Below are 24,789 nucleotides of genomic sequence, written 5' to 3'. Positions count from 1 at the left end.
GATGCCATACAAAGGGAACCGGGAAAAATTAGCTACAATAGAAGAAGAACGTACGTTGGTTCGCTCCATTTATGATCGCTTTGAAGATGTGTTTAATGCAATAACGAGAATCTCGAATGAAGAGGAAAGTGAAGAGAGACAGTATGTTAACTCTGTTGTTAATAAGAAATATAGCGACGTCTTCAGAACAATAAAATGGATCCTAAACGAAGAAAACGATATAGAAGAAATATGGAATTTCTCACCAGCATTCCAACGAACCATTCATAAAAGGTGGGACGAGCTTTATTTACTTATTAATCATAAGGACGAAGAAACGGTGATTAAGGGTGATAACGTTCCAACCCTTTGGAAAAAGACATTACTGTGGATTGAAGAAAATGGTCTCCCACTTCGTGAGTTAGTGGAAGAAGGGTTTATTCTTGGAGGAGGAAATAGAGGAAATCGCTATGCAATAGCGTTTCAACCAGTCCATAAGAATCGAAAGAAATTCGCCTCAATCCATACATACGAATCGGTCTTAACCGGCGAGACATACTACATTGAAACGAAAATCAATCCACTTAGTGCAATGAAAACGCTCGTAAAACTATTAAACAATCTAGGCGTTGAAGTAGAAACACCGTTACTAAAGGTTGATTTGGAAATTCAAGTTTGAGGGTTAAAAAGGAACGAAGGAGAAGGGACGCGTTTCTTTAGTATTCAATAGAATAGATAGGATATTCCACAATTAGATACTATTGTTGATAAATTCCGAAAAATGATCTCAGAAAATTGAGGTCATTTTTTTTGAACACATATACGCTTTGGTTGCCTTTCGATAAGGAGCTTCTACCAAGTGGATGCACTTTACCAACAGGTGTGTATTTAGCATTTGTCGCATGTACAAGATGCAGCTATTTTTCTGTAAGGAAGACTAGGACTTTCAAACTGGTGAACTAAATTTGAAATAACACAATAATATTAGTTATTCATCAAGTTAATTGGTAAAATGGTAAAAATAGGTTCTGGTGCATAATAGAGTAATAGAAAGGAAGTCCTCTCCATGTCAGAAAAACTAATAAGACTAGTCCGGATTATCAATCTCATTCAATCAAGTCCTGGGATTAAATCAAAGGAACTTGCAGACAGGTGTGAAACAACGGAACGAACGATTTATCGAGATTTAGAGATTTTAAGTGCGGCACGAATACCGATTATGAGTGATGGGTACGGAAAGGGGAATCGTTTTGTCGGTAACTTTTCTCTATATCCTCTTGATTGGACAGAGGAGGAGGCGGTGGCGTTTGGGATGATGCCGAAGATTTTAGATCCAGTCAACCATCTTGTTCCACCGGACTTCTATACCGCCTATGAAAAGGTGATGGCGACTCATCAAAAGGAGAAGAAGGATCTAGAAGATGTTCTTCAGAAAATGGTTTCCATTATTCAAATGGGGACACCTTCCTTTCAAGAAGAGCATTCCAACTTCCTCTCACCAGTGATTCATGCGATATTACATCCACAAACGATTGAGGTTTCTATCACACACAAAGTCGTGACGTCACAACAAAACGTTTGCTTGATCCTTATTATTTAATTCCGAGAGACCATCGCTTTTACTTAATTGCGTATTGTCATGAGAAGAAAGGGTTTCGTACGTTTCGATTAAGCCGATTTCTTGAGGTGAAACAAACGGAGGAAACATTCACTAAACAGGACTTTAATTTGAAGGAATACTTCCAACACACATGGTCAATCATCCAAGGAACGGATAAGATTCACTTTAAGGTGTTATTTAGCTCCAATGTGGCCCGTTACATAAAAGAAGAGGAGCTCTTTGTGACACCGAAGTTAACGGAAAAGAAAGATGGGAGCTTGTTGTTTGAGGTGACATTGAACCATGACCGAGAATTTCTGCAATGGATCATGCAATACGGAATGGATGCAGAGATCATGGAACCCATTGAATACCGAGAAAAAATGAAACAGATGCTTGCTGACTGGTTAAAAAAATATCAGTAAAACATTTGTTCGCTGACAATGAGTTGTCATTTCACTTTGTTATCCTAAGAATGTAAATCACATTCAATAGGGGGAAACGAAATGAAAAAAGCAGGGAAATTCTTCATGTCAGCTGTAGTTGCAGCAGTATTTGTAACGGGTTGTGGTGAAGAAACATCGATTGAGAAGGTGGATGGAGAAACACAAACAAATGCAGAAACAGAGAAAGAAGTGAATTGGTTAGAGGAGAAGAACACTCTAACCGAAGAAGAGCAAATGATTAAAAGCTTCGTACAACATTTCTATACGGCGGATGCACAAGCGCGTGAACAAGCGATTGATGATTTCATTCACCCTGATGTTCAACCGTTGTTTCATCTCATGAACGGTTTTAGCGAAGAATCTGAGTTCACAACGATTGATTTAAATCAGTTTGCCATTATTGAATCAATGGAGCATGAAGAAGAAGGAGAAACGGGGATTCTTACTCTTACTAGATTACAAGATGAAGACGGAAAGTTTGAAGAGATGCTGTTCTTTATTTATGAAGACAAACTAGGCTGGATCTTTAGCCCTACTGTTGAAGACGAAGAAATGCGTGATACGTATTATGAGTTGCGGAACCTTTTATCAGCAGACACACCACCAGAAGACCTGTTAGTCAAATATGAAGCAGAAGAAAGTCAAGAAGCTGAGGGCGATTCATCAGAAGGTAACGAAAATGAAGTTGGTACACGAAACGATCCACTGACAATTGGAGAACGGGTAACTCTTTCCTATAACGACCTTTTTCAAGGTGATGTTAAATTAGAAATTGAAATGCTAGAACTCATTAGTGGCGATGAAGCTTGGGATATGGTTCGTAAAGGAAACGAATTCAATGATGAACCAGGGGATAATCAGGAATATGTGTTAGCAAAGTTCCATGTGAGAGTACATGAAGTGGAAAATGAACCATTTGATTTAAATCATGCCCTATTTGACGCCGTAAGTTCAGGTGGGAATACGTACGATGACTTTATTTCTGTCTCTGGTTTAGAACCTGACTTATGGAATGAAATGTATGAAGGGGCCGAACGTGAAGGATATACGTACTTCCTTATTGATAAGGATGGTGAAAATCCGTTAGCAGCGTTTCAACGTCGATCGGATGCAGAGGTGTGGTTTGAGTTGAGGTGTGGGGCTTGGCTGTTTTTTTTAGTGTGGAGGTATGCATATTTTTAGGGTCCAAGTCCAGAAATGTGAAGACGGTAGTAATGGTTAGCTTAAGTCAAATGTGTCTTGGGTGACCTAGAATATGAAGGTAATCGGTTACTCCAGTAGGATCACGCACTTTATATACAAATCAATGTTCTTACAACCGGGTATTCGACAAAAACTAGCATTCTTCGGATGGTGCCAGTGAATTTCATAATAAGAGATAGAAGACCTGTCCTGTTACTTTTATAAAGTGACAGGATTTTTTGAAAATTAAACCAATCCGACAAAAAACGACAAGCTATCTATAATTCGTATGGTATAAAAGTATTATGAACCAAAGACCTAATTTAATATGACGATTGAAAATAGCAAATTTATCGAAAGGTAAAGACGCAAAGCTACGAGTCTAAAGTCCTGAAGGACAACGATAGTCGGGTTGCCAATTTGTAGTTTTTATTTGGCTATCCTTAAACGTTAAGGATGGTCTTTTTTATGGTTAATAAGTACACAGCTTACTAGAAAAGGGGGATGAGTAAGTAGTTATAATTACTTACTCAACTATCAAATGTTAAATTCAAAATTAAAGAAAAATTCTCTTGAAACGTTAAAAAAATTAAATAACCAGTATTCAGAACTGGGAGAGACTGTTCAAACAAATTCAATTGAATTACTAGACATACGAAATGATTCTTCCAATTCCATTCAAGAGATTGAGAACTATGTTAATACTTTGGCTAATAAACCAAAAGATTTTGATGTCACGTTCGCTGAAGTTAAGATCTATATGGAAAAATTCCAAGCCATATTAGATATTGAGTATGACGAGAAAAAAGCCAACCAACTTAGTGGTGGTATTGCAGGCGCTGGAGTAGCGATGGGTGCAGGTGTTGCTGCATTTGGGCCAACGGCTGCTTTAGCAGTAGCAACGACTTTTGGAACAGCCTCAACAGGTACGGCAATTTCTGCTCTATCAGGCGCTGCGGCAACAAAAGCAGCCCTTGCCTGGCTTGGGGGAGGAGCCCTCGCTGCAGGTGGAGGTGGAATGGTTGCTGGAAAAGCGCTCTTAGCTTTGGCAGGCCCAGTTGGTTGGGCGATAGGGGGAAGTGCTTTAGTAGGAGGAGCATTATTTGCAAATAAGAAGAATAAAGATCTTGCAGTTCAAGCGCAAAATGAATCGATAGAAGTTCAGAAACAAATAGCGATTTTAGATGCTGCAAACATTGAGATTCGTGAATTAATTAATCTAAATACCTTACATTTAGCTAATATTGAACAACAATTGGCTTTACTTACCGAGACGGCGCCAAGGGATTATAGTGATTTCACTGTAGAACAAAAACAAGAAATAGGAAGCTTGGTTAACAATACGTTGTCCTTATCTAAACTTATCAATAAAAAGGTAGGACAATAAGGTGACTTCTCCTTTTCAATACGCAAAAGATCAAGTGATCGGTTCCACTGTTGATTTATTGAATCAAACGAGAGTTCAACAGTTAGAGAAGGAACTAACAAGGATTCTGAATGATGAAAGTGTAAAACTTAGTCATCAAGACCAAAGTCTATTGGAAGCTTTAGCTCAATTAGAGAAGGTTAGAGACTTCTTAGGGAAACCAGAAAATATTCTAGGCAGTGATCTAACTAAACATGGTGAGATTGCTGAACAAATAGAAGTTCATATCCGTAATGCAAAAAATCTTATAAACGGGAAAGCTGCTTCTGCTACATTTGATCAGGTAGGCAGAACGGCTCCTGAAGATTACATAATAGATGGTGTGAACGTTCAATCAAAATTTATTAATGGAATTAATAATAACTTAGAACATGTTTTAAAACATATGGACAAGTACGCTGAATTTGGAAGAGATGGTTCGTATTATCAAATTCCGAAAGATACACATCGGGTTATTCAGCAAATCTTAGATGGAAACCCACCGGCAGACCTAAATGATAGAACGATTAATAAGATACTTGAGAAGGTACAAGAGATTGAAAAGCAATCTGGTAAATCGTTCTCAGAAGTTGTCAAACCTTCTATTTCAGATTATGGAGAAGTACAGCAAGGGAAAGCTCATGATACGGTTAATAATCATGAAGATGATATTAATAAGATGGATAACGACAATAAAGAAGAGATTAGTAAAAAGGCAGATAAAGAAAGAGAACAGGCACAACAAGATGGTAAGCCTAGCATGTCAGAAGGGTTGAAGGCAGGATTAATCGGGGCTGCTATTGGTGGTAGCTTAAACATCGCCATGTTTATCTATAAGAATCATAAAGCAGGCAAAAGCATCTCTCATTATAGTGAACAAGATTGGAAAGATTTAGGGATCAACTTTGCAAAAGGAAGTGCGAAAGGTGGGGTAACTGGTTTTTCCATTTATGGTTTAACAAATTTCACGAGTATGGGAGCCCCGATGGCAAGTGCTTTTGTTTCTGCCAGTTTCGGAGTTTCTCAATTAGCCCTGGACTATAAAGCTGGAAAAATAGATTTAAACGAATTCGTTGCACAAGGACAAATTGTCTGCTTGGAGTCAGGAATGGTTGCTTTAGGTGCTGCTGTTGGCCAAACATTAATACCTATTCCAATCGTAGGCACGTTAATTGGTAGCTTTGCAACAAGTGCATTAATTAATCTGACGAAAGAGCATTTATCGGAAAACGAAAAAGAAGTCACAGCTAAACTAAAAGAAATATATGACGAAGCCTTAAATAAAATTTCATATGAACACCAGAAGATTGTAAAAGCCATTCTAGAAGAGTACGAAAGACTAGGAACCATTACAGAAATGGCCTTTAATTTTGAATGTAACGCAATGTTTAGGTTTGATTATAGTAAGAAGCTTGCCATTGAATATGGGGTTGCAGACGAGGAAATTTTACAATCGCTAGAAGATGTAGATGATTTCTTTCTGAACTAAAGATAAGGGAAACAGCGCTGGCTACAAAAAAGTAAAATAAAAGAAAAAAGAGATTGAATAATGGGCACTAGATTACAAAATAATGATAAGAAGAATATCGATAAGACATTAAATGACCTACATTTGATACTTCAATCACTAGATCACTCTCTACAAAATATTCAATCTCCTGACTTAAGAAGGAAGTTAATCAATAAAAAAGGTTGAATATTTATCATAATATTAGTCTTTCGATATATATAGCTACTAGAAAATATTCACTTTTTAATATGGTCTCTACTACATGAAAACAAGAAGGCTATACAAGCTTATCTGCTTTTCATTATCTAAGTTAAAGTATCGGGATTTCCTAATTAAGCAGTTAAATGGAGCTATAAATTCTCGATTTATCAATTATGTTTCCAACAATTTAACTCTCTGTTAACTAACCTTCAATCAATAAAGGAGATAGACCTAGTATGAAAGGAAAAACATTAATAGATGCAATAATGACAGCTGATTCACAAAGCTTGCGATATTGTTATGTAGCTTTAACGAAGACGTCAATGTTGAAGATGATGTCTTCCAATTTACTACAGACATCGGAAAAATTGCTGAAAAAAGAAGAAACAGACCGCTACGACCTTTACCTAAAAGGGGAAGTAGACAAGGTTAACATGTCAGATGATCAATTAAGAATGGATATTTTACTTGTACTAGCTGAGAAACTTAAGGTCAACATGAATTATTGGAACACAACTAAAGGGCTAACTGAGTTTGGAGAGCAAGTGTTGAAGCAAACATTAGTGGAATACAAAAAAATTGATAAGAAATTTGAAGGCACTTCTTTTGATGAATTAATTCAATACCAGCTGGCTAGAATGTTTGAAGTGGTTGATAAGAAACTTGAAAAAGCATCAGAACAACAAAAAGAAAGATTCATAGAAAATGTTCAATCTTTCATGGTGCAATTACCGAAGGATCAACAAGATAAAATTCGAGAAGAGCTAGGTATTGAAGATTTCTCTAAAAAAGTTATTAATAAAGTTCTTGCCACAGGTGGAGCGAGTATTCTTTTTTCTTCTATTGTTAATACAATGGGTTTTTCTCTTTATATGGGGGCGTCTTCTTTGCTAGCAAGCAGCGCTGGCCTATTTGGTATTACGTTACCCTTTGCTGCTTACACAACGATGTCTTCTGTTATTGCTGTCCTTGCCGCACCATTATTTGTGGCTGGTATGATCGTAGCATCTGGTTTTTATCTAAAATCTCAAAAAAATAAACTAGATAAAATGATGGTTCCCCTTTCTCTTATGCAATTACTGTTAGGACATTTGTCGAAAGACGACCAAACTATACCGTCATATTCCACAATTCAACGAGCTTGGACAGAAACTTATCAAACTTATATTAGTTATAAAAATCTCAACCATCAGTTTATAACAGAACAGACCAATTTACAGACGAAGCTCACCGTGCAAAGAGAGGGTCGGAGAGAACTTATGACAGAAATACCTTTGTTGCAACAACAAGTGAATCGCTCAGTTACTGAGATAGCTGAATATCTCAAATACAATGAGTTTCAAACTACGAGTAAGGACACTGAATTAACTCGTGCTCTAAGGGAATTAAAAAAACTAAAAGTCGAAATAAACCAATTATCAAGAAAGGAAGTCGGTGCTACTGGTTTCCTCGCTAAAATTAAAGAAAGTTGGGTGAATACTAGCCAACATATCAGTAAACAAGACAGGTTAAAAAAACGTAACAATCAAAGTAAAACGGTGGCAGAGAGAATCATAGCGATTAAGCTTCCTATTTTCGAGGAAAAGCAGGTCAAGATTAACAAGAATAAAGAGAAGATAAAAGAGTTGGAGAGCAAAGTAAGAGAATCTACCGAAGCTATTAATAAACTAGAAATACAAAGAAAACAAGTAAAAGAGAAACAGCAAGTGAATCAAAACAAAATGAATCAAATAGAGAAGAGGTATTTTGGGATCGGAAAATTAACTTCTAGGGATGGGATTCAATGAGGCATATAAAAAACAATCGCTTCTACCAATTATGGGAGGAAAGAAAGTATAAAGAAGCATTGGAACAACCAGTTGAAGGCACGTCAACAAAAAAGGAACGAATCTCAGCTTTATTATTTGGATCCGATAAAGAGCGTAACACGACACTAGCAGTCGGAGGGATTAGTGTAGGAGATTTTCTATACGATTACATTCGAATTGATCCACATGTCGTGGAGGCAATCGATTTTGCACGGAGTGATCAGATTGACTCAATCTTTGCTTTTTCAGAGTTTTCGAAAGGAATTGACCCGAATTCAGTTGAAAATATCTCGCAAATGCAAGGATATGTGGCAGAGAAAATGCTAGCGATGGAGTTAACGGCGAAGGGGCACGAGGTTAGCTTTCCAACCGCATCCAACGAACCAGGATGGGATATTCTCGTAGATGGGGAACAATTTCAAGTCAAAAATCTAAGTGATCCGAGCGGGATCTATGAGCATTTATCAAAGTACCCGGATATTCCTGTGTATATAAACGCTGATTTAGCTCATCATTTTGAAGGGAATTCAAGTGTTTACATTGCAGAAAATATCCATCATCAGGAAATTGTTCAAATGACAAAAGAACATATTGTTCTAGGACAAGAACTACAGGACTTCGAGATTCCACTTATTACGGCACTTGTAAGTACAGTTGTGAATGTAAAAGGTCTTGTTAAAAAAGAGAGTGATATTAAGCATACAATTTCAAATATCGTAACAGATACGGTAACACGATCAGTCGGAGGCTATGTAGGACAATACTCTGGTGCAATTGCGGGTGGTTTATTATTTGGACCAGCAGGCGTAATTGTCATGAGTGGAGCTGGCGCTTTTGTTGGTGTAGCTCAAGGTGGTAAGGTCGCAGGGATGATCAAAAAAATGGCTGCAAAAGAAGAAGTAACTCGATTCCGGAAAGATCTGACTCAGCTCATTGACCAAGCAATAACAGAAATTCCCTCAAAGCTTGAGAGAAGGAATCAGCAATGGTTGACAACTAGACTACAACTTCTCCTAAGAAATGCACCAGGAGACCTAGTTGATAGCTTTGAAGCAAAATATCAAGATGAACAAGAATATCTGAAAAATAAGCGAAAAGAATTTAATACTTTAAAAGCGAATCTAGAAAACATGTCACATCAAGATGCTTACTGTGAAACACTTGCACAAATTTCTAATACGGGGATTCACCCTTCTAAATATCAGAGAGCCTTGAAAAAAGTGAATGAGTCTTTGGAAACTCTTCTTAAGAAGTTGAAAAAGATGGGGTTGGGATAAAAGGGTAAGTAATATCGTCAATTCAAGCTTCGCTAAATTAGAAAGAAAAAAGAACTATTAAATTAGACATATGTGTCAGAAGGAGAATTATGAAAACACCTAAACTAGATAGACCTATCATCATCCTGCCGTCTTTAAATGAAAGGAAGAATAGATTTTCGTCTATTTCCAACCAACTTTTTTATTCTTACCGATCACATTGTTCTGTGTTTGAGAAGTGTGGAGGAGACACAAATATAGTTTCAGAGCCGAATTATAAGTTTGAATCTCTTGATGTCATAGTTGAACAATATGAACGTGAGGGGAATGTTATTCCTGAAACTAGCATTATCCATTTATCTGATTTTCAGAATGTACATTCCTCTGATGTTAATAATGTATATCAAGCTTTTAAAAAGAATCTTGATCAATTACAAAGGGTTCATGCTAGCAGTCCATTTGAACTTTCTTACTATCAATGTCAATCTGTTAACGATCATGTAGCTTCGCTAAATCAAAAGTTAAAAGACGTGAGCAGGCATCAATATAGTGAAATCCCTATCTTTGAGTATTCAAACAAGGAGATTTCTTTACACAATGAGCATATCGAGCAAATGACGAAAAACCCTAAATGGATCATTCAATTAGTTATTTTCTTTTCTTCTTTAACAAAAAATAAGATGACTGTTACTTTCGAAGATCTTAATTTTGATTCCTTTGTTTACAACCAGAATGGGACTATTGCTGCCTTTATTAGCTATGACCTTGTAAATATTCGTCCGAATCTTTCTTCGACACAAATGACAGAAACGAATTTACGAGCTTTTTCGAAATTAATATGGGCCTTCTATGATTATAGTTCAAATGTCGATACAGATAGCTCGCTTTTCACCAATCATAATAGTTTATTGTACAAATTACTTCAGAGGATCAAATCAGAGACTGAGATTGAATTTACGAGTTTTCAAGAAATAGCAAGCTTCCTTAAAGGTGAAGAGGTAAATGTGAAACCTGCAAGATTTGGTGTGTTTCTTGACGTTGCGAATATATATACGGGACTGCAAACTATGGAAATTGATTATCATTCACTTTTCCTTTCTGTATTTGGACTAGAGGCAAAAGGCAGAATAAAAGAGGAGAATAAGCACGCAGTTATCTTTTTACCTGTTTATGAGGATGAAAGAAAAACAAACAAAGTTCAAAGGCATCAACGTGAACTGAAAGAAACATTGGAGTTGGAATTTTCTTTTAAAGTACATGAAACAACCAATGCTACACCGAGAGCAAAGAGTTTCATCAATGGAGAAGAAATAGATGTAGATGACAAAATGTTAATTAGAAAAATGGAGGAACGTCTTGATTACTTAGATCACATCCTGCTTTTGTCTGGTGATGCACATTTTGTTGATGTTCTAAAGAAATACAAGCAAGAAGGAAAAAAAGTATCAGTTATTTCAATCCATGAAGATGACACTTCAGACAAAATGCAGACAGAGTTTGATCATAAATTTATCCATGAATATGCAGAAAGTATTAGCATTTAAGGAAGGGCGATAAAAAGTGGAATTTATTCAATCAATCATTATGAACCCAGTTATACTAATAACAATTCTTTTATTGTGTACCATTGGAAGTGTGGCTGTGATTCAAAACATAAAAATCTATGAATTTATTAAAAAGCAAAACAAGGAAATGGCACTTGATCCAAGTAGTAATGAGCTTGTAAGTGAAATTGAAAGCAAGTATCTCATGAAAAGCAAACAAACGGATAACAAAATTAACATTCAATCATTTATCGAAGAATTTATGGCTGAATATAAAATACCTAAGACGAAGATAAATGTTGTTCAAAAGTTGAAATTAATTCAAATGACCATCTCGCTTTCCATTTTAGTTGGGGTATTAGGAACATTCATTGGCTTAGTTATAGCGTTAAGCGGAATTAACTCAGAGCAAATGGGAGAATCAATCACGAATGTATTGGATGGTGTGCATACAGCGTTTTATACGAGTATTGCTGGTATTTTAGGGTCAATTGTGATTAATATATGGACCAAAACGAAGAATTCAGAGCAACAGTTGATTCAACTAATGTTAAAAATTGAAAATGATCTAAGCTTAAAAGAGAGTCGTACTCTTGATCACAAGTTAGTTGATGCAATGGGAGATGTGAAGCTAGCTATTCAAGATATGAATCAGTCATTTGTAGATATTCAAGATTTCTCGGAGAGTTTTGAAAAAGCGACAAAGAACATGAATGAGTTTAATGTTGTGTTTTCAAAAAATACGCAAAGACTGGAAAAAGTATTTGTAAACATGGATCAATTCACAGAGAGTTACAACAACCATATGGAACAACTGAATACGAATTTTTCACAAGTGTTATCATTCTTTGAGAAACAAGATGAAATTCAGACATACTCTGTTGACCTGATGCAGCAGACGTCTAAGCAAATGGCTCAATACATGCATGATCAAACTGCCATTCAAGCAGAAAACCAGCAAGCCATTGTCAGTGCAAGTCAGTCAATCACCCATGTGGGTAAGGACATTGAAGAATACTTTACCATTCATTCAGAAAAACAACTTGATGCATTTGAAGAGATGTCTAGCTTTTATAACGATAGCTTAAAGCATCAAGAAAGCTTACTAAACTCACAGAGAATGCTAGAAGAGAAGAACACAAGTTTGATCACAAATGTTGAACAGGCAACGACCACGATGAAGGAAATCCTTGAAAATAGTTCGTTTGAACATTTAGGGACGCTAACGAAAACATTCTCAGAGAATGTACAAGACATGCATGATCAAATAAAAGAGATGGTCCAATACTTCCAAAACGTGGACACATTACAGAAACAATATCAAGATTTTTATATCCAAATCGTTCAACACATTGAAGGGCAAACAACAGCCCAGAAACAACAGCACGGTGAATTTAGTGAATACCTCTCTCAAATGCTTATGCAAAATCAAGAAGTGCAAGGTACATTTACAGAGACGGTTGATTTGTTTAAGTCATTTGACCGGAACAGTACGGATGTCGTACATGAAATGAAGAAATTAATGGAACACACAGAAAACATTGTTACCGACGGAACAGAATTATTTAAGAAACAATCGGAAGAATTACAGCAATCATTAAAACAATTCTCTGATCTTTCTAATAAGGAATTAAAACGTCTCCTTGAAAAACTCGATGATAATCTAGGAGAAGGTGTAAAGGACAGTATTAAACAATTCAAGACTTATGTGGATGTCACAAATCGAATCATCAAAGAACAGATGTCAACCATGATCAATCTATATGATTCCCATCTAGGGGCAAATGATATCTCAATTAGGTCTTTAGATAAAACGATCTTAGAGTTAAACGGAAGTATTAAAAAGCTAAATACTCAATTGATCAGCCAAGCTGAAAATACAGTACAGGATGAGATGTATGAATCAAAAGTATAAACGACTATTAAATAATGGATCAGATGATAATGACTTTTGGCCTTCCTTTACAGACGTTCTCTCAACCATTTTACTCGTAGTGTTGCTGTTTCTCATTGCGATTATTTTAAATAGAGAGGATGTACTTGCTGAGAAGGAAAAAACAATTGATGCACAAGAAGAAGTGATTAATTATTTTATTGGAATTCACGCGGATATTATTGAAGACCTAGAGAAAGAATTTGCTGAAACAGATTTAAAGATTGAAATTGACAAAGAAACGGGTGCGATTAAGTTCCAAAATGACTTGTTATTTGAGACAGGTAAGGATCGGATTCGCCAAGTGTTTAAGGATGACTTAGAGGTATTTATTCCTGCCTATTTTTCCGTGTTGTACGGGCAATATGGTGACCATATTGCGGAGATTGTTGTAGAAGGCCATACAGATGATGTCGGTTCTTTTATGAGTAATCTAGAGCTATCTCAACGACGAGCTTTTAGTGTTGTTCATTATATTCTTAGCGATGAGTTCGGAGACTTTCCACACAAAGACCTCGTTAAAAACACCATTACCGCAAATGGAAGGTCAAAAAGTCAGTTGAGGTATTTGGAAGATGGAAAAACAGTAGACAGGGAAAACTCGAGAAGGGTCGAGTTTAAATTCCGCTTAAAAAATTCGGAGAACATTGAAGAGGTTATAAGAGATTTAAAAGAAACTACAAATTGATGTTAAAGCAGTTAGATAAATAGGAGTTTATCTGTTAATCACTTAATAACAATTTAAGCTCTTCCTTATGGGAAGGGCTTTTTGTATAAGGGCAATTCTACTGTTAGAAGACAGGGGGACAGGTTCCTTGTCCCAAACGAATACAGAGTGAAAGAACCATTTGCAGGTTTTGGGAGAGAAAAAATCAAATGAAGTTTGTGATTAAACAGGCTAGGAAGATGCGGTGCTTGCCTTGGCTAATGAAGTGGAGGGTCAATTTTAGGAACGCTCAAGACAATTTAGTTCTAGTTAAGTTAATGGGTAGAATGGGACGAGGGACCTGTCCCCTTGTCCATTACCAAGAAGAGGAAAATGACTACTTTTGTCGAATTTAGGACTTTTGAATCGAATTGGACTACAATATATGAATGAACTTATAAGACAAACATTTTAAATAGAGTAAATAGATAACACAATGGAGGGAAATAGATGATAGATATAATACTAGAAATGATTGAATCGTCTTATGTATTGGTTTTAATTGCATTGGCGATTTTTTATGTAGTTGGAATGTTTATTTGGTATTCGAAAATGGAACGGTCAGTTTTAAAAATACAACAAGAGCTTCATAAAGATGAATATAAAGAAAGCACACCAGATGAACGAATTCATTTATTTAACGATTGGATTTATAACCAAAAACTCCCGAAGATCATTGTAAGTAAATGGAGTGATTTTTACGGAGAATATCGTAATTATAATGGAAAACTAATTCCTGACATCTATCATCATTTTGTTGAAGAAGAATTGGTGAATAAATATGGTTTTAGAAAGTTGGCTGAAAGTGTTCCAGCTGTATTTGTGTCGCTTGGGATTTTAGGTACTTTTTATGGTATTTCTACTGGTGTGTCAGATCTAGATCCTACAGGCCCTTCTGATGAACTAAAGGATGGGATTAACATACTTCTGTCTGGAATGAAGGTTGCTTTTTACTCTTCAATTGCAGGTATTTGTCTTTCTTTAATGATTCAAGCGTTTGATAAGCTTTTGTTATACCCAAAGCTTCAAACCAACTTTTATTCGATGCGAAATCAATTAGAGAAACAATTTCCGATTAAATCAGAAGAGAGTTTACTTGAAGAGCTTGTGGATATTCAAAAAACACAGATGGATGATTTAAAAACTTTCTTAGCTGATGAAATGATTGCAAAGATGACAAGTGGGATTTCCGATATTGTGGTTGAGGGGTTAAATCCACACTTGCAAAAGAGTAATGAAATCATGGAGCAAGTGGTTCAGAATACACAAAGTGCTCATAGTGAAAAGATGAATGAAATGGTCGAGTATTTCGTGAATTCATTAAATGAGGTTACGGGTGACCATATGAAGGAACTGGGAAATGCTTTAAATAAGACGATTGAGTGGCAGGAAAAAGTTCATGGAGAGATGAGTGGTCTTGTTGAAGAGTTAAAGATTGTTGCTGTTCAACAATCAGAGATGGCTAAAAACACTACTGAACTAACGGATAAGATGAATAACTACACGGAAACACTAGGAGAGTACCAAGAGAAGTTAGTAGATTCAACCACTGGATTACATGAGGTAACGGAACAGAATAGACAGTTATTAGATAGTATGAGAGAACTGCAAAAGGAAGTTCAAGAAGAAAGAAAAGATTTTGAAACAAGATTTATAGAACAGTTAAATCATTTGAATGTGGTAGTGGAACATTTGAATCAAAGTACAGAATCGATGGAATCGTTGCAAATGTTAAATCAAGGCTTCTTAGAGACCTTCAATGATTCAACGACAGTCTTGACCAATCTGACACAAACTCAAGTAGATTTAACAGAGAACACAACTGATCTTTCTAATAACCTTACGGAGCAATTAAAGTCTTCAACAGAAGTGAATGAGCAATTAAATGAAATGTTAACGGAAATTGCAGAAAACCATCAAGTAAGTTCAAGAATGCAAAATCACTTTGAGGAATTGTTTAAATTAATTAGTACTGAGTACAGCCGAATTGATGATTCTAAGGAACAATTCATGAATCAGCTAAAAGGACAGCTGGAGCAAATGGATCTGAGAGTGAATGATTTGAAGAGCTTCTGGACAACCAATCATGAAGAATTAGCTAAAAATCGTGAATTATTCACTTCTATAAATCAAAAATTGGATGGTTCGATGGAGAAGTTTGCGAATAACATGCATCAAGGATTAGGTCGTACCTTCAATCAATTTGATAAGCAACTTGGTAAATCGGTTGAATATCTAGAGCGTGGAATTAATAGCATTCGTACAGTAATCGAAACGATGGAAGGCGATATTGAACAAGTTAATAGTACCGTTACCCAGTTCAATCAGGCGATTAAGCAAGTTTCGGCTACAAAGGTAATGGGGAGTGATAAGTAGTGTCACGTCGTTACTCACGTATGCCAAATGGTAGAAAACAAGATGAGGATGTTGGAAGTCACTGGATGTCGTATTCCGATTTAATGAGCGCTCTTTTATTGTTATTTGCTTTGCTCCTCATGATTAGTTTGCTAAGTAATCAAACTGAAGTCGAAGCGAGAGATCAACTTATTGATGAGGTGCTTGGTGTCAAAACCAAGATAGTCGAGGAATTGAACGAGGCATTTAGTGATTCTAATCTTGAAATGGAAGTCGACCCACAAACCGGAGCGATTCGTTTCAGTAGTGGTGTCTTCTTTGAACTAAATAGTTACGAGGTATCAAAAACAGGGAAGAAAAATTTAGAAGAATTTATTCCTGTCTATATTGGGATTTTGCTTTCAGATCAATTCCGAGATCATATCTCAGAAATCATTGTAGAAGGACATACAGATCAACAAGGTTCTTATATTTATAATCTTGATTTATCTCAGAATCGCTCGCTATCTGTGGTAAAACACATTCTATCAGAAGACTTTCCTAAATATAAACATGATAATGAATTAAGGGACCTTTTAACTTCTAATGGACGCTCTTTTAGTGAACCTATTTTAGGTGAGAATGGAGAAGTGAGCCCTGAAAAATCACGTCGGGTTGAATTTAAATTCCGCTTAAAAGACGATGAGGTAATCAAAGAAATCGAAAAAATGGTGAATGCCAATGAGTGAATCATTCCTATATCGTTCCTTTTACTTTGAGCCCCAGGAGCTAATAAATACGGCAAACATGGTTGAAAAGAAATATAAAGATTTAGATGACGAAGTGATTGAACAGCTTGCTTCTAGGAGGCTACCGGGTCTTTTAAAAGCCATTCGGAATCTTTCAGAAGACCGTGAGAAAGTTCTTGCTTTTGCTAGAAAATTAAAAAAGATGGACGTTCGGATTTTAGCCTATGAATTCCCTTATCACAAAGAAGATAAAGTTACTCAGGGCAAGGTCTTGATCATTTTAGAAGAACGATATGAACGTTTTATTGGTAGACGAATTTGGAGTCATTTTCAAGTGAACCCAAAGGATTCTCATATTCACTATTTATTAAAAATAGCATTCGGCCGTGAAGATGAGACTTTCCTGTCCTTGGATTCAGTTATTCGAAAAACGTACAATAAAGTATTTCGTGAATCCAATCCGTTACTCGAGCTTGCAAGGCAAATAGGTAAGGATCATAAAAGATTAGTGGACGTGTTTAAAGAGTGGAGAGTTTATCCAAATGAAAAACTAGAAAGACTCCTATGGTTATATATTTTGTTCGTGCATATGGGTCGCAAGCCATTTATTGAAAAAGAAGGGGAGGAGCAAATTGTTGCTCGTCTCAATCAATTATCGTCTAATGACTATAATAAGATCATAAAGAATTATTTAGAAGCGTTTGAGTTTGAAGATTTTCATCATGAGATTCTAAAACAACTAACTGATAAATTAAGCGATCCACGAAAAAACTTGGTTGCATGGGAAGGGTTTTCTGAAGAGCAAATCGAGAAAGTAAAGCGTTGGTTGATTCGTAATGAGCTAATAAAGTTCTTTGCGGAAGACACAAAGTATCAACGATTTAAATTCTGGGGTCGTTACGTCAAGGTGATGCACGATGTGAAATTGATCAAATCACCTCCGATTGCTATTATGGATTTTAAACAATTTGTCGTTGTTGAGTTTGCTAAAACAGGAAATGCAGCGTACTTCTATACGAAGGAAAACTACGAAAAGTCTATTAAACCAAAAGTTTCAAGTTGGAGTTTGCGAGAAGATGACTTAAAGAACAAGAACATCATGATTCATAAATTGCCGCACACGGTTACGGCGAGTAACTCTAATTATTGGCATAGAAAGTTCGAAAACGCGATGACAGAATACATTAATGGTAACTTTAAATATCGTAATTGAATTTAACGTGTTCATTCTTACAACCACCTTTTTTAAGGTGGTTGTATTTAAATGCACGGCAGCATTCTTCACATTACATATGAGCGAAAGATGGTGATCTTATGTTTGATTTATTTAAGAGAAAAACAAGAAAAGAAGTTTCCATAACAACAGTAACGACACCTACCCCAGAAGGGTTAAAGGTCTTAGTCAAGAAAGGAGAAGAGCTCCTTTCCATTCCATTTCAGTTATCCGCTACAGAATACCGTGCTGCATCCTCACAATTGTTGCAGCTCCTTGAGGAACTGTGGTATGACGAATTATTAAAAGAGCAAGGTCACTCATACATCCTTCCCTTTGAATTAATCTATGAATTAGCTCCTGAAGAAAAACAGTTACTGGATTTGCCACCGGAACCTGCATTGTTAAATATGGAACTAGATAATAAGAGTTTTGTTGGATCAAAGCAGTTTTCCTTTACCCCAAAGTATAGCTATCAGGACTTTTGGCAGTTAGAAAAAGTAGGCAAAAGAAATGGTCCAATTATTCAGTTACCTACTAAACAACGGATCTTAATAGATAGAGATCAATACCATTTGTTAACCCTCATTGATGCTCAACCGGATCCGAGAAATCAAGATGAACTTTTCTCTTATATTGCTGAAGTGAAAAAGAAAGCAACCGACCTTGGAGTGAAACTAAATACTCATATTGAGAAAGAAAACTATCACTTTGTCAATGAGTTAGGCTATGAGATTCAACAGGATGCAGATGTGATTGATATACTCCCGCAGTTAAAGGATGACGAGCTAGATTCGAATGTGTTGAAAGAGCTCAGTAATCGCCAATCAGGTTACATCCAACACGAGGGTACAAGAGTATTTGTTGATGGAAGCGTAAAAAAACAAGCCAATATGCTTCAAAACCTAGAGCCGATTTCGGGAAGTAATATTCCTAAATTTATCGAGAATCCCGAAGCCTTCTTACCAGAGCAATTAGAGATTTCGATTGAACAGTTTAGTGAACGTGTACGCAACTTAGGGATCCGTGTTTATAAAGCTCAACCTTTTGTTCATGCAAGAAATAAAGAAAGAGGATGGTTTGAATTAGAAACAGGCTTTCATGTCTCTGATGAGGAGGGAGAAAGGAAAGGCGAACTTGCAACCGAGTCCATCAAGGATTTAATTGAAGAAGCAACAGAAAAGGGAGAAGAGTATCTACAGTGGGAAGGACAATGGCTTCGCATCCCGAATGATGCAAGTGAATTTGTCTCTGCTTCAGAAAAATTACAAACGGAACTTCAGGATGACAAATCCATTGACTACAGTAAGCTACCATACGTTCTTGAGATTTTTGAAAACGTTAATCAACTAGAATACAACGCACCCATCTTAGAAATACAACAATCCTTAAGAGATTTAAATGTGTTCGATAAACAACCACCAGCAATATTCAAGGCCACTTTAAAACCGTTTCAGGAGGATGGTTTTATTTGGATGAAGTCTTTGCACTTTCGCAAAGTCGGTGGTTTACTTGCGGATGACATGGGGCTAGGGAAGACGATTCAAGTGATTGCTTTCTTAAGTTACCTAAAAGAGATTGATAAACTAGGACCTTCCTTAATTGTCGTTCCGAAAACATTAATGGAAAACTGGCAAAAAGAAATCATGAAGTTTGCCCCTTCAATGGTAGGTTCGATTTATTTTCACCGAGGCACAGAGCGCGTGAAAAAGGTGGAAATAATTAAACAGCAAACGATTGTCATTACGACCTATCAAACATTGGTTAGAGACCAACTCACCTTAGGCCAAGTAGACTGGAGTGCCGTCATCTGTGATGAAGCGCAGGCAATGAAAAACCCGACGACAGCAGTCTCAAAAGTCATCAAAGCATTAAAATCAACCTTTCGATTAGCCATGACAGGAACCCCTGTTGAAAACTCATTAACAGAATTATGGTCCATCGTCGATTTTGTTCAACCTGGTATGCTAGGGAGTTTAAAAGAATTTAAGGACGCTTATATCAAACCATTAGAAGAAGAAAACATAGCCCCTCTTGAAATCGAGGAAAAGCTAACGCAACAACTAATGATGAACTACAAACGAAGAACAAAACAAAAAGAACTAAAAGGCCAACTCCCAGCAAAACATAACCATCCAATTGAAGTTTTGCTAGGGAAAAAGCAAGAAGAGCTCTACTTAAATATTATCGGTCTAGTAAAAGAAAAGGTGATCCCACCGATCAAAGCAATCGGTCAATTAAAAATGCTATCCTCGCATCCCGGTTTAATTAATGAGGAGTACTTAAACCTTCCATTAAAAGCCGTACCTAAATTAGCGCAAACAATCTCTCTGATAAAAGAGATTCAAGCTAAGAATGAAAAAGTATTAATTTTCACTGAATATAAGCAAATGCAAGTGATTCTAAAGAGATACATCCTTGAAGAATTAAATGTAAATGCAGCCATTATTAATGGCGAAACATCTAGAAGACAACTCGTGGTCGACCATTTCAATCAAAAGCCAGGCTTTGATGTGATGATCCTATCCCCTAAAGCAGCGGGAACTGGTTTAACGATCACATCTGCCAATCATGTTATCCACTACACAAGATGGTGGAACCCGGCAGTGGAAAACCAATCGACGGATAGAGTATACCGCATTGGACAAGAGAAAGAAGTTCATGTTTATTATCCAATTGTTAAAAGTTCAGGGAAGCTAGATACAGTTGAGGAGATTGTCCAGCGCATTATTCATGATAAGCAAGAGCTTGCTAATAGTGTAATTGTTCCGAGTAAGAAGTTGGATATTGAGAAGGAGATATTGGAAGCGGGAGTGGTTTCGTAGGGAGGTGTGCCAGGGATGGTGCATCTTTTTTGTTGTTTAATTCACCTAGTTCCTACCGTGTGCTTTGTGGGGCGGGGGTTAATAGTACAACCAGGCCAGGTTATGGAGTAACTCTTATATTGCGTAGTTGACTCATACTGCGCAGCAAAGATCTCCATTTTTAGAAACTTTGTTAAGGGATGTATTTACACTTACTAGTTTAGTGTAAGAAGCATTTTTGGGTAGGTGATATAATAAAAAACTAAACGTTAATTTTAACTATTTAAGCCAAGGGGAAATTTGTTATGAAAATGATTGACTATTTAGATAGTGTTGATTTCGCATTAACAAGCTATTACAACAGTATAGATTAGAAATTATAAAAACCAATCAACAGTTAAGTAAGGCAATTCGTAAGATTTATGTTGCCGAACAACAACTTTCACTAGGAGATGGGGATCCAGATGATAACTTACCTTATGGTTATATCGACCGTTTTCATGGAATGAAGGCAAAGGGATACAGTCAAATTCAAGAAGCCAAAGCTATTAAGGAAAAATTAGATATCCAAAAAGAAAGTGTCAATCAATTATCTGGCTTGATTTTGCAATTAGCAAAGCAAGGATTGTCATACTCTTATGGGAGATCCTTCACTATGGCCGTCTTCTCAGTAGTTGGGACCCAGGCAATAAGTAATGTTATACGCATAGCTAGGAATCAAGCATTGCACTATGAAGATGGAAAACCAAGTGAGTAGATAAAAAAGTGTTTTGAGTTATTAGGGCAAGACCTATCAATTACCTTTGATTTAACCAAAATTCAAGGGGAAACTGTTGTTTTTAAAGTTTTAAAATGGAGTGACCATTCTACTTTTAAAAACATAATGTTAAACCTTAAATAAAACTTAAACGAACTTGTGTAAGAATTGAATAAGGAAACTACTCTGAACTTAATAGACTCACAATAGAGACCGAGTTTTTATATTACCCAACAGCTTCTTGAGATGACACATGCTTTAGGATAAGTTATCTTTTTAAACTGATCCCTAACTTGTGTGAATAATTAAAACAATATATAGAGGGACATAGGGACATGTCCCACTTAATTTGTTGTGGTGGAAGCATGGGGACAGTTCCTATGCTTCCTTATTATCTGCTTTAACTTTGGATTGGATTTTCACCGGATTAGTAATTTCCTGGATCAATCTTCTTTACTTTGCAAAGCACTGTCTTTCCCCAGGATCTCACCACTTCGATACTCGCTTACTTCGCTAGTGGATGACAACTATTCGCTTATCCACAACGATAGTTTTTCTGTAAGGACTCGGTAATAAAGCTCAATTTTGGACTAATTGTAGGATTTTTTCAGTAATTGTCGAAATATAAAAGTAGGCGATAGTTCAAATAACATGGATTTTAGAGATTTAAGCATTCTAGTCGTTCAAGATATAGGTTTGTGGGTCGAAAGAAATAATGTAGATTTCAAAGATTGTATAAAAAGATATAACGTATTGAAACCAATGAATATTATATATAGGGACACTTTTTGATAAAAAGTTTGCCTAGTTGAGTTCTTAGAGCGTATACGATGTATTTTAATACTGTTCCTGATGGTAATTTAAAATATTAATCGTCTTTAAAATTACTAAAGTAGAGAATATGTTGAGTGTTACACAAGGTAAAAAATAATGGCTTAGGGTTAGTCGATAATAAAGAGAAAAGGTGATGGACTTGTTTAATAATGAAGATTTAGATTTAATTAGAGAATTATTAGAAGATGCTGATATATTGACTTATGTTACTGAAGAATACCAAGATGAAAAAATCGAAATTGATATGTTTGAAAAACTTATAAACCATGTTAATAATCCTTTTTATAAATACCATATAGAATCCTTATCTATTTATGAGTCATTAAATGGAGGAAAAGAATTAATTAAGCTATTTTTCAGCGAGGTAATAAGGAACGCTAAATCTAAAAAAGAAAAAAATATGAACATTAGAGTAGTTGGACAGGAGTCTAAATGGAATATTAACCCAACTACCGATAATAATGATAATTACTCTGGTTTGGATAATGAAGTAAGATTCCTAAGTGAAGAGTATTTAAAGTACCTTACTACCTATCAAAAGATTTCAAAAGCAGATTTTAGAAATAGGAAAGGTCTAATTTTTCTAATAAAAAAAATGAAGGAATATAGTCGGAATGGGGATATTAACACTATTATAAACAATTTGTATGATGAAATTAATCAACAAATTAATAAGTCATATATTCATTTATTTAAGGAAGATTTCTTTTTATTAGGTCTATTAATAGATGACTATGCAGAAAAAGTTAGCTACGGCAGTGCAATAAATAAATTAAACAGTCAAGATTATCGTAGTTTAGCACAGAATTTATTAAAACACGGGTCTTATTACCTAGTGTTTGATCTTTTAAAAAGAATTCTAAGAAAAGGATTTAATCATCTATTAAATTTGGAAAGAGATTATTTAAAATCGAAAATACAATATGATTCTATTATTGAAGATAGAATGGGATTTAATGTAAATCGTGAAAATGGTGAAGATATCGTCTTTTATTATGACGAATTAACGGAAGATGAGGATATTTCCTCAGTAAAACCAATGGACCTATTTGCTGAAAAAAATATTGGGGATTATATATATCTTTTAGAAAATGTGGGGAAGGATGATATCTCACAACAAGAAATCATTGAATTTTTAGAGAAGCTATCGAAAGAATTTAATGCACCACTCGCAGCAACTTTAGTTTTAAATAATTTGAATAAAAGAAATGAATTTATCCATACCATTGTACCAAGAATTAAAAAAAGCTTTGGAATAAATGAAATGACAATCAATGAAAAGTCTTGTAGTATAACAATTACCCCATTAAACCTTGTTAGTCTATCTGTTAAATATGAGCATTTTTTTACCTTTAATAGATTAGATGATACACACACCAATTGGTTATCTATTTATGATGCCACTAAAGGTTCTGTAAAACATCTTGATATTGGATTAACAATCGCTCATAAACTACTTAATGCAATTGGTCTAGTGATAAGTAAAGACTATATTAGCGTTGTAAATAATATGGTGATTCACAGTGAGATTGAAAATACATTTTCATTTCACTATAATGTCATAAATATAGTAAATCATTGTTATTCAAATCTTGATATAAGACAAAATTTTTATATTAATAAGGATAATAAATTTGCACCTATAAATTTTAAAGATATCATAAGCACTTATCAAAGTGTAAACTTTAAAGCTCTTCCATCCTATGAAGCATATACGAAATTTATTATGCAAAATATAATGAGTATAAAAAATAACCCTTATCTACGTTATAGTAAACAGGAATTAGATGCTGAGATTAGCTTTCTTGTTAAAAAAGAAAGCTACCTTAAGAATAAAAGTTCATTTAAAGAGCTGAAAGTAATCGGTGAGAATCGATCTTTTGTCTATGAGGCCTTAGAGATTTTACAAGGAGCAGATAATCTAGGTCTTTATAGTTTAGATTTGACCCCAGAAGTTGCCATAAAAGTTATAATAGGTCAATCAGTTTATGAACTAACAAGCTCTACAGGTATAAAATTAGCAAATATCTTCAATTCCTTTTTTGAATAAAATTAATGTTATTATAAGAAATAACTGAAACTCCATTTTATTACTGAAGAAAAAAAGGCACAATTAGGAGTGATTATCTACTTTCTTCTTGAGTATAGTTAAATAATTTAATTGACTTTGATAAGCAATAAAGCAATATTTGCTGCTTAGAATTGGATGGAGTTCTTCAGTAATTTAATTGGTTAAGTAAAGAGTCTAGTTGACGTGTTTCCTCAATCCCCGGTTTTAATTTAAACAATCGTAGATCAATTCATGTGTTGACCAAGGAGCTGTCAAATGTGGCAACTTCTATTTTGATATATCACAGATAATATAACAAAATGGCAGTTTAACAACTAATACCACAAAGTTATTTGCTGCACAGTCATTCATGTATATTAAAACCAGAGATACACCACCGAGAATGAAAATAAGTATACTTTGTCCATACTGATTCTACGGCTGGCTGAGGAAGGTCGATGTACTGTGGTGCGTGAGA

17 protein-coding genes, 1 pseudogene and 1 riboswitch are annotated in these 24,789 nt (G+C 35.5%); all 18 genes and pseudogenes read left to right on the top strand.

Annotated features, from left to right (window positions below; translation table 11 throughout):
* Position 1: 1 nt before the first annotated feature.
* The 18 genes and pseudogenes from LDX58_RS18470 (at position 2) to LDX58_RS18395 (ending at position 24,311) form a co-directional block, all read left to right on the top strand.
* Positions 2 to 658, top strand: a complete 657-nt coding sequence (locus LDX58_RS18470; RefSeq protein WP_227938288.1) for a hypothetical protein — start codon at positions 2 to 4, stop codon at positions 656 to 658.
* Between the two features lie 387 nt (positions 659 to 1,045).
* Positions 1,046 to 1,579 (top strand): helix-turn-helix transcriptional regulator, encoded by a 534-nt coding sequence (locus LDX58_RS26490; RefSeq protein WP_308017570.1) that lies wholly within the window; start codon positions 1,046 to 1,048, stop codon positions 1,577 to 1,579.
* Positions 1,558 to 1,611, top strand: a pseudogene (locus LDX58_RS27000) (hypothetical protein); the annotation flags it as partial. The gene LDX58_RS26490 and the pseudogene LDX58_RS27000, both read left to right, overlap by 22 nt.
* A 54-nt stretch (positions 1,612 to 1,665) precedes the next feature.
* A complete protein-coding gene (locus LDX58_RS26485; protein ID WP_443627134.1) occupies positions 1,666 to 2,004 on the top strand; it encodes a WYL domain-containing protein in 339 nt (112 codons plus the stop codon).
* An 81-nt stretch (positions 2,005 to 2,085) separates the two neighbouring features.
* Positions 2,086 to 3,207, top strand: coding sequence for a hypothetical protein (locus LDX58_RS18460; protein ID WP_227938287.1), 1,122 nt, complete (start codon positions 2,086 to 2,088; stop codon positions 3,205 to 3,207).
* Between the two features lie 333 nt (positions 3,208 to 3,540).
* A riboswitch (cyclic di-GMP riboswitch) is annotated at positions 3,541 to 3,627 on the top strand.
* Positions 3,628 to 3,748: 121 nt separating this feature from the next.
* Complete coding sequence (locus LDX58_RS18455) at positions 3,749 to 4,594, top strand: hypothetical protein (RefSeq protein WP_227938286.1); 846 nt, start codon at positions 3,749 to 3,751, stop codon at positions 4,592 to 4,594.
* Position 4,595: 1 nt separating this feature from the next.
* Positions 4,596 to 6,101, top strand: a complete 1,506-nt coding sequence (locus tag LDX58_RS18450; RefSeq protein WP_227938285.1) for a hypothetical protein — start codon at positions 4,596 to 4,598, stop codon at positions 6,099 to 6,101.
* Positions 6,102 to 6,559: 458 nt separating this feature from the next.
* Positions 6,560 to 8,110 (top strand): hypothetical protein, encoded by a 1,551-nt coding sequence (locus LDX58_RS18445; protein WP_227938284.1) that lies wholly within the window; start codon positions 6,560 to 6,562, stop codon positions 8,108 to 8,110.
* Positions 8,107 to 9,408, top strand: a complete 1,302-nt coding sequence (locus LDX58_RS18440; protein ID WP_227938283.1) for a hypothetical protein — start codon at positions 8,107 to 8,109, stop codon at positions 9,406 to 9,408. The genes LDX58_RS18445 and LDX58_RS18440 overlap by 4 nt, the downstream gene beginning before the upstream one ends.
* An 89-nt stretch (positions 9,409 to 9,497) precedes the next feature.
* Entirely contained in the window at positions 9,498 to 10,931 is a 1,434-nt protein-coding gene (locus LDX58_RS18435; protein WP_227938282.1) for an NYN domain-containing protein, read from the top strand.
* A 16-nt stretch (positions 10,932 to 10,947) separates the two neighbouring features.
* Positions 10,948 to 12,846 carry a MotA/TolQ/ExbB proton channel family protein gene (locus LDX58_RS18430; RefSeq protein ID WP_227938281.1) on the top strand — a complete coding sequence of 633 codons (1,899 nt, stop codon included), beginning with the start codon at positions 10,948 to 10,950 and terminating at the stop codon, positions 12,844 to 12,846.
* Complete coding sequence (locus LDX58_RS18425; RefSeq protein WP_227938280.1) at positions 12,830 to 13,552, top strand: OmpA family protein; 723 nt, start codon at positions 12,830 to 12,832, stop codon at positions 13,550 to 13,552. Before LDX58_RS18430 ends, LDX58_RS18425 begins: the two co-directional genes overlap by 17 nt.
* Before the next feature lie 468 nt (positions 13,553 to 14,020).
* Positions 14,021 to 15,946, top strand: coding sequence for a hypothetical protein (locus LDX58_RS18420; protein WP_227938279.1), 1,926 nt, complete (start codon positions 14,021 to 14,023; stop codon positions 15,944 to 15,946).
* The gene (locus LDX58_RS18415) at positions 15,946 to 16,653 is read left to right on the top strand and encodes an OmpA family protein (protein WP_227938278.1); all 708 of its coding nucleotides are present in this window, start codon (positions 15,946 to 15,948) and stop codon (positions 16,651 to 16,653) included. Before LDX58_RS18420 ends, LDX58_RS18415 begins: the two co-directional genes overlap by 1 nt.
* Positions 16,646 to 17,866 (top strand): EH signature domain-containing protein, encoded by a 1,221-nt coding sequence (locus LDX58_RS18410; RefSeq protein WP_227938277.1) that lies wholly within the window; start codon positions 16,646 to 16,648, stop codon positions 17,864 to 17,866. Before LDX58_RS18415 ends, LDX58_RS18410 begins: the two co-directional genes overlap by 8 nt.
* Before the next feature lie 101 nt (positions 17,867 to 17,967).
* Positions 17,968 to 20,691, top strand: a complete 2,724-nt coding sequence (locus LDX58_RS18405) for a DEAD/DEAH box helicase (protein WP_227938276.1) — start codon at positions 17,968 to 17,970, stop codon at positions 20,689 to 20,691.
* A 484-nt stretch (positions 20,692 to 21,175) separates the two neighbouring features.
* On the top strand, positions 21,176 to 21,427 hold the full coding sequence (locus LDX58_RS18400; protein ID WP_227938275.1) for a hypothetical protein: 252 nt from the start codon (positions 21,176 to 21,178) through the stop codon (positions 21,425 to 21,427).
* Positions 21,428 to 22,394: 967 nt separating this feature from the next.
* Complete coding sequence (locus tag LDX58_RS18395; protein ID WP_227938274.1) at positions 22,395 to 24,311, top strand: hypothetical protein; 1,917 nt, start codon at positions 22,395 to 22,397, stop codon at positions 24,309 to 24,311.
* Positions 24,312 to 24,789 lie beyond the last annotated feature (478 nt).

This window comes from Alkalihalobacillus deserti (genome assembly GCF_020734105.1).
Lineage (GTDB): Bacteria > Bacillota > Bacilli > Bacillales > Bacillaceae_D > Halalkalibacter > Halalkalibacter deserti.
This window is presented reverse-complemented; position numbering and strand designations above follow the sequence as displayed.

Bases quoted from the DNA above. Each gene is read 5' to 3' on its own strand.
- LDX58_RS18470 (WP_227938288.1), top strand. From the start codon at position 2: ATGCCATACAAAGGGAACCGGGAAAAATTAGCTACAATAGAAGAAGAA.
- LDX58_RS26490 (WP_308017570.1), top strand. From the start codon at position 1,046: ATGTCAGAAAAACTAATAAGACTAGTCCGGATTATCAATCTCATTCAA.
- LDX58_RS18460 (WP_227938287.1), top strand. From the start codon at position 2,086: ATGAAAAAAGCAGGGAAATTCTTCATGTCAGCTGTAGTTGCAGCAGTA.
- LDX58_RS18455 (WP_227938286.1), top strand. From the start codon at position 3,749: ATGTTAAATTCAAAATTAAAGAAAAATTCTCTTGAAACGTTAAAAAAA.
- LDX58_RS18445 (WP_227938284.1), top strand. From the start codon at position 6,560: ATGAAAGGAAAAACATTAATAGATGCAATAATGACAGCTGATTCACAA.
- LDX58_RS18440 (WP_227938283.1), top strand. From the start codon at position 8,107: ATGAGGCATATAAAAAACAATCGCTTCTACCAATTATGGGAGGAAAGA.
- LDX58_RS18435 (WP_227938282.1), top strand. From the start codon at position 9,498: ATGAAAACACCTAAACTAGATAGACCTATCATCATCCTGCCGTCTTTA.
- LDX58_RS18425 (WP_227938280.1), top strand. From the start codon at position 12,830: ATGAATCAAAAGTATAAACGACTATTAAATAATGGATCAGATGATAAT.
- LDX58_RS18420 (WP_227938279.1), top strand. From the start codon at position 14,021: ATGATAGATATAATACTAGAAATGATTGAATCGTCTTATGTATTGGTT.
- LDX58_RS18410 (WP_227938277.1), top strand. From the start codon at position 16,646: ATGAGTGAATCATTCCTATATCGTTCCTTTTACTTTGAGCCCCAGGAG.
- LDX58_RS18405 (WP_227938276.1), top strand. From the start codon at position 17,968: ATGTTTGATTTATTTAAGAGAAAAACAAGAAAAGAAGTTTCCATAACA.
- LDX58_RS18400 (WP_227938275.1), top strand. From the start codon at position 21,176: ATGAAGGCAAAGGGATACAGTCAAATTCAAGAAGCCAAAGCTATTAAG.
- LDX58_RS18395 (WP_227938274.1), top strand. From the start codon at position 22,395: ATGGACTTGTTTAATAATGAAGATTTAGATTTAATTAGAGAATTATTA.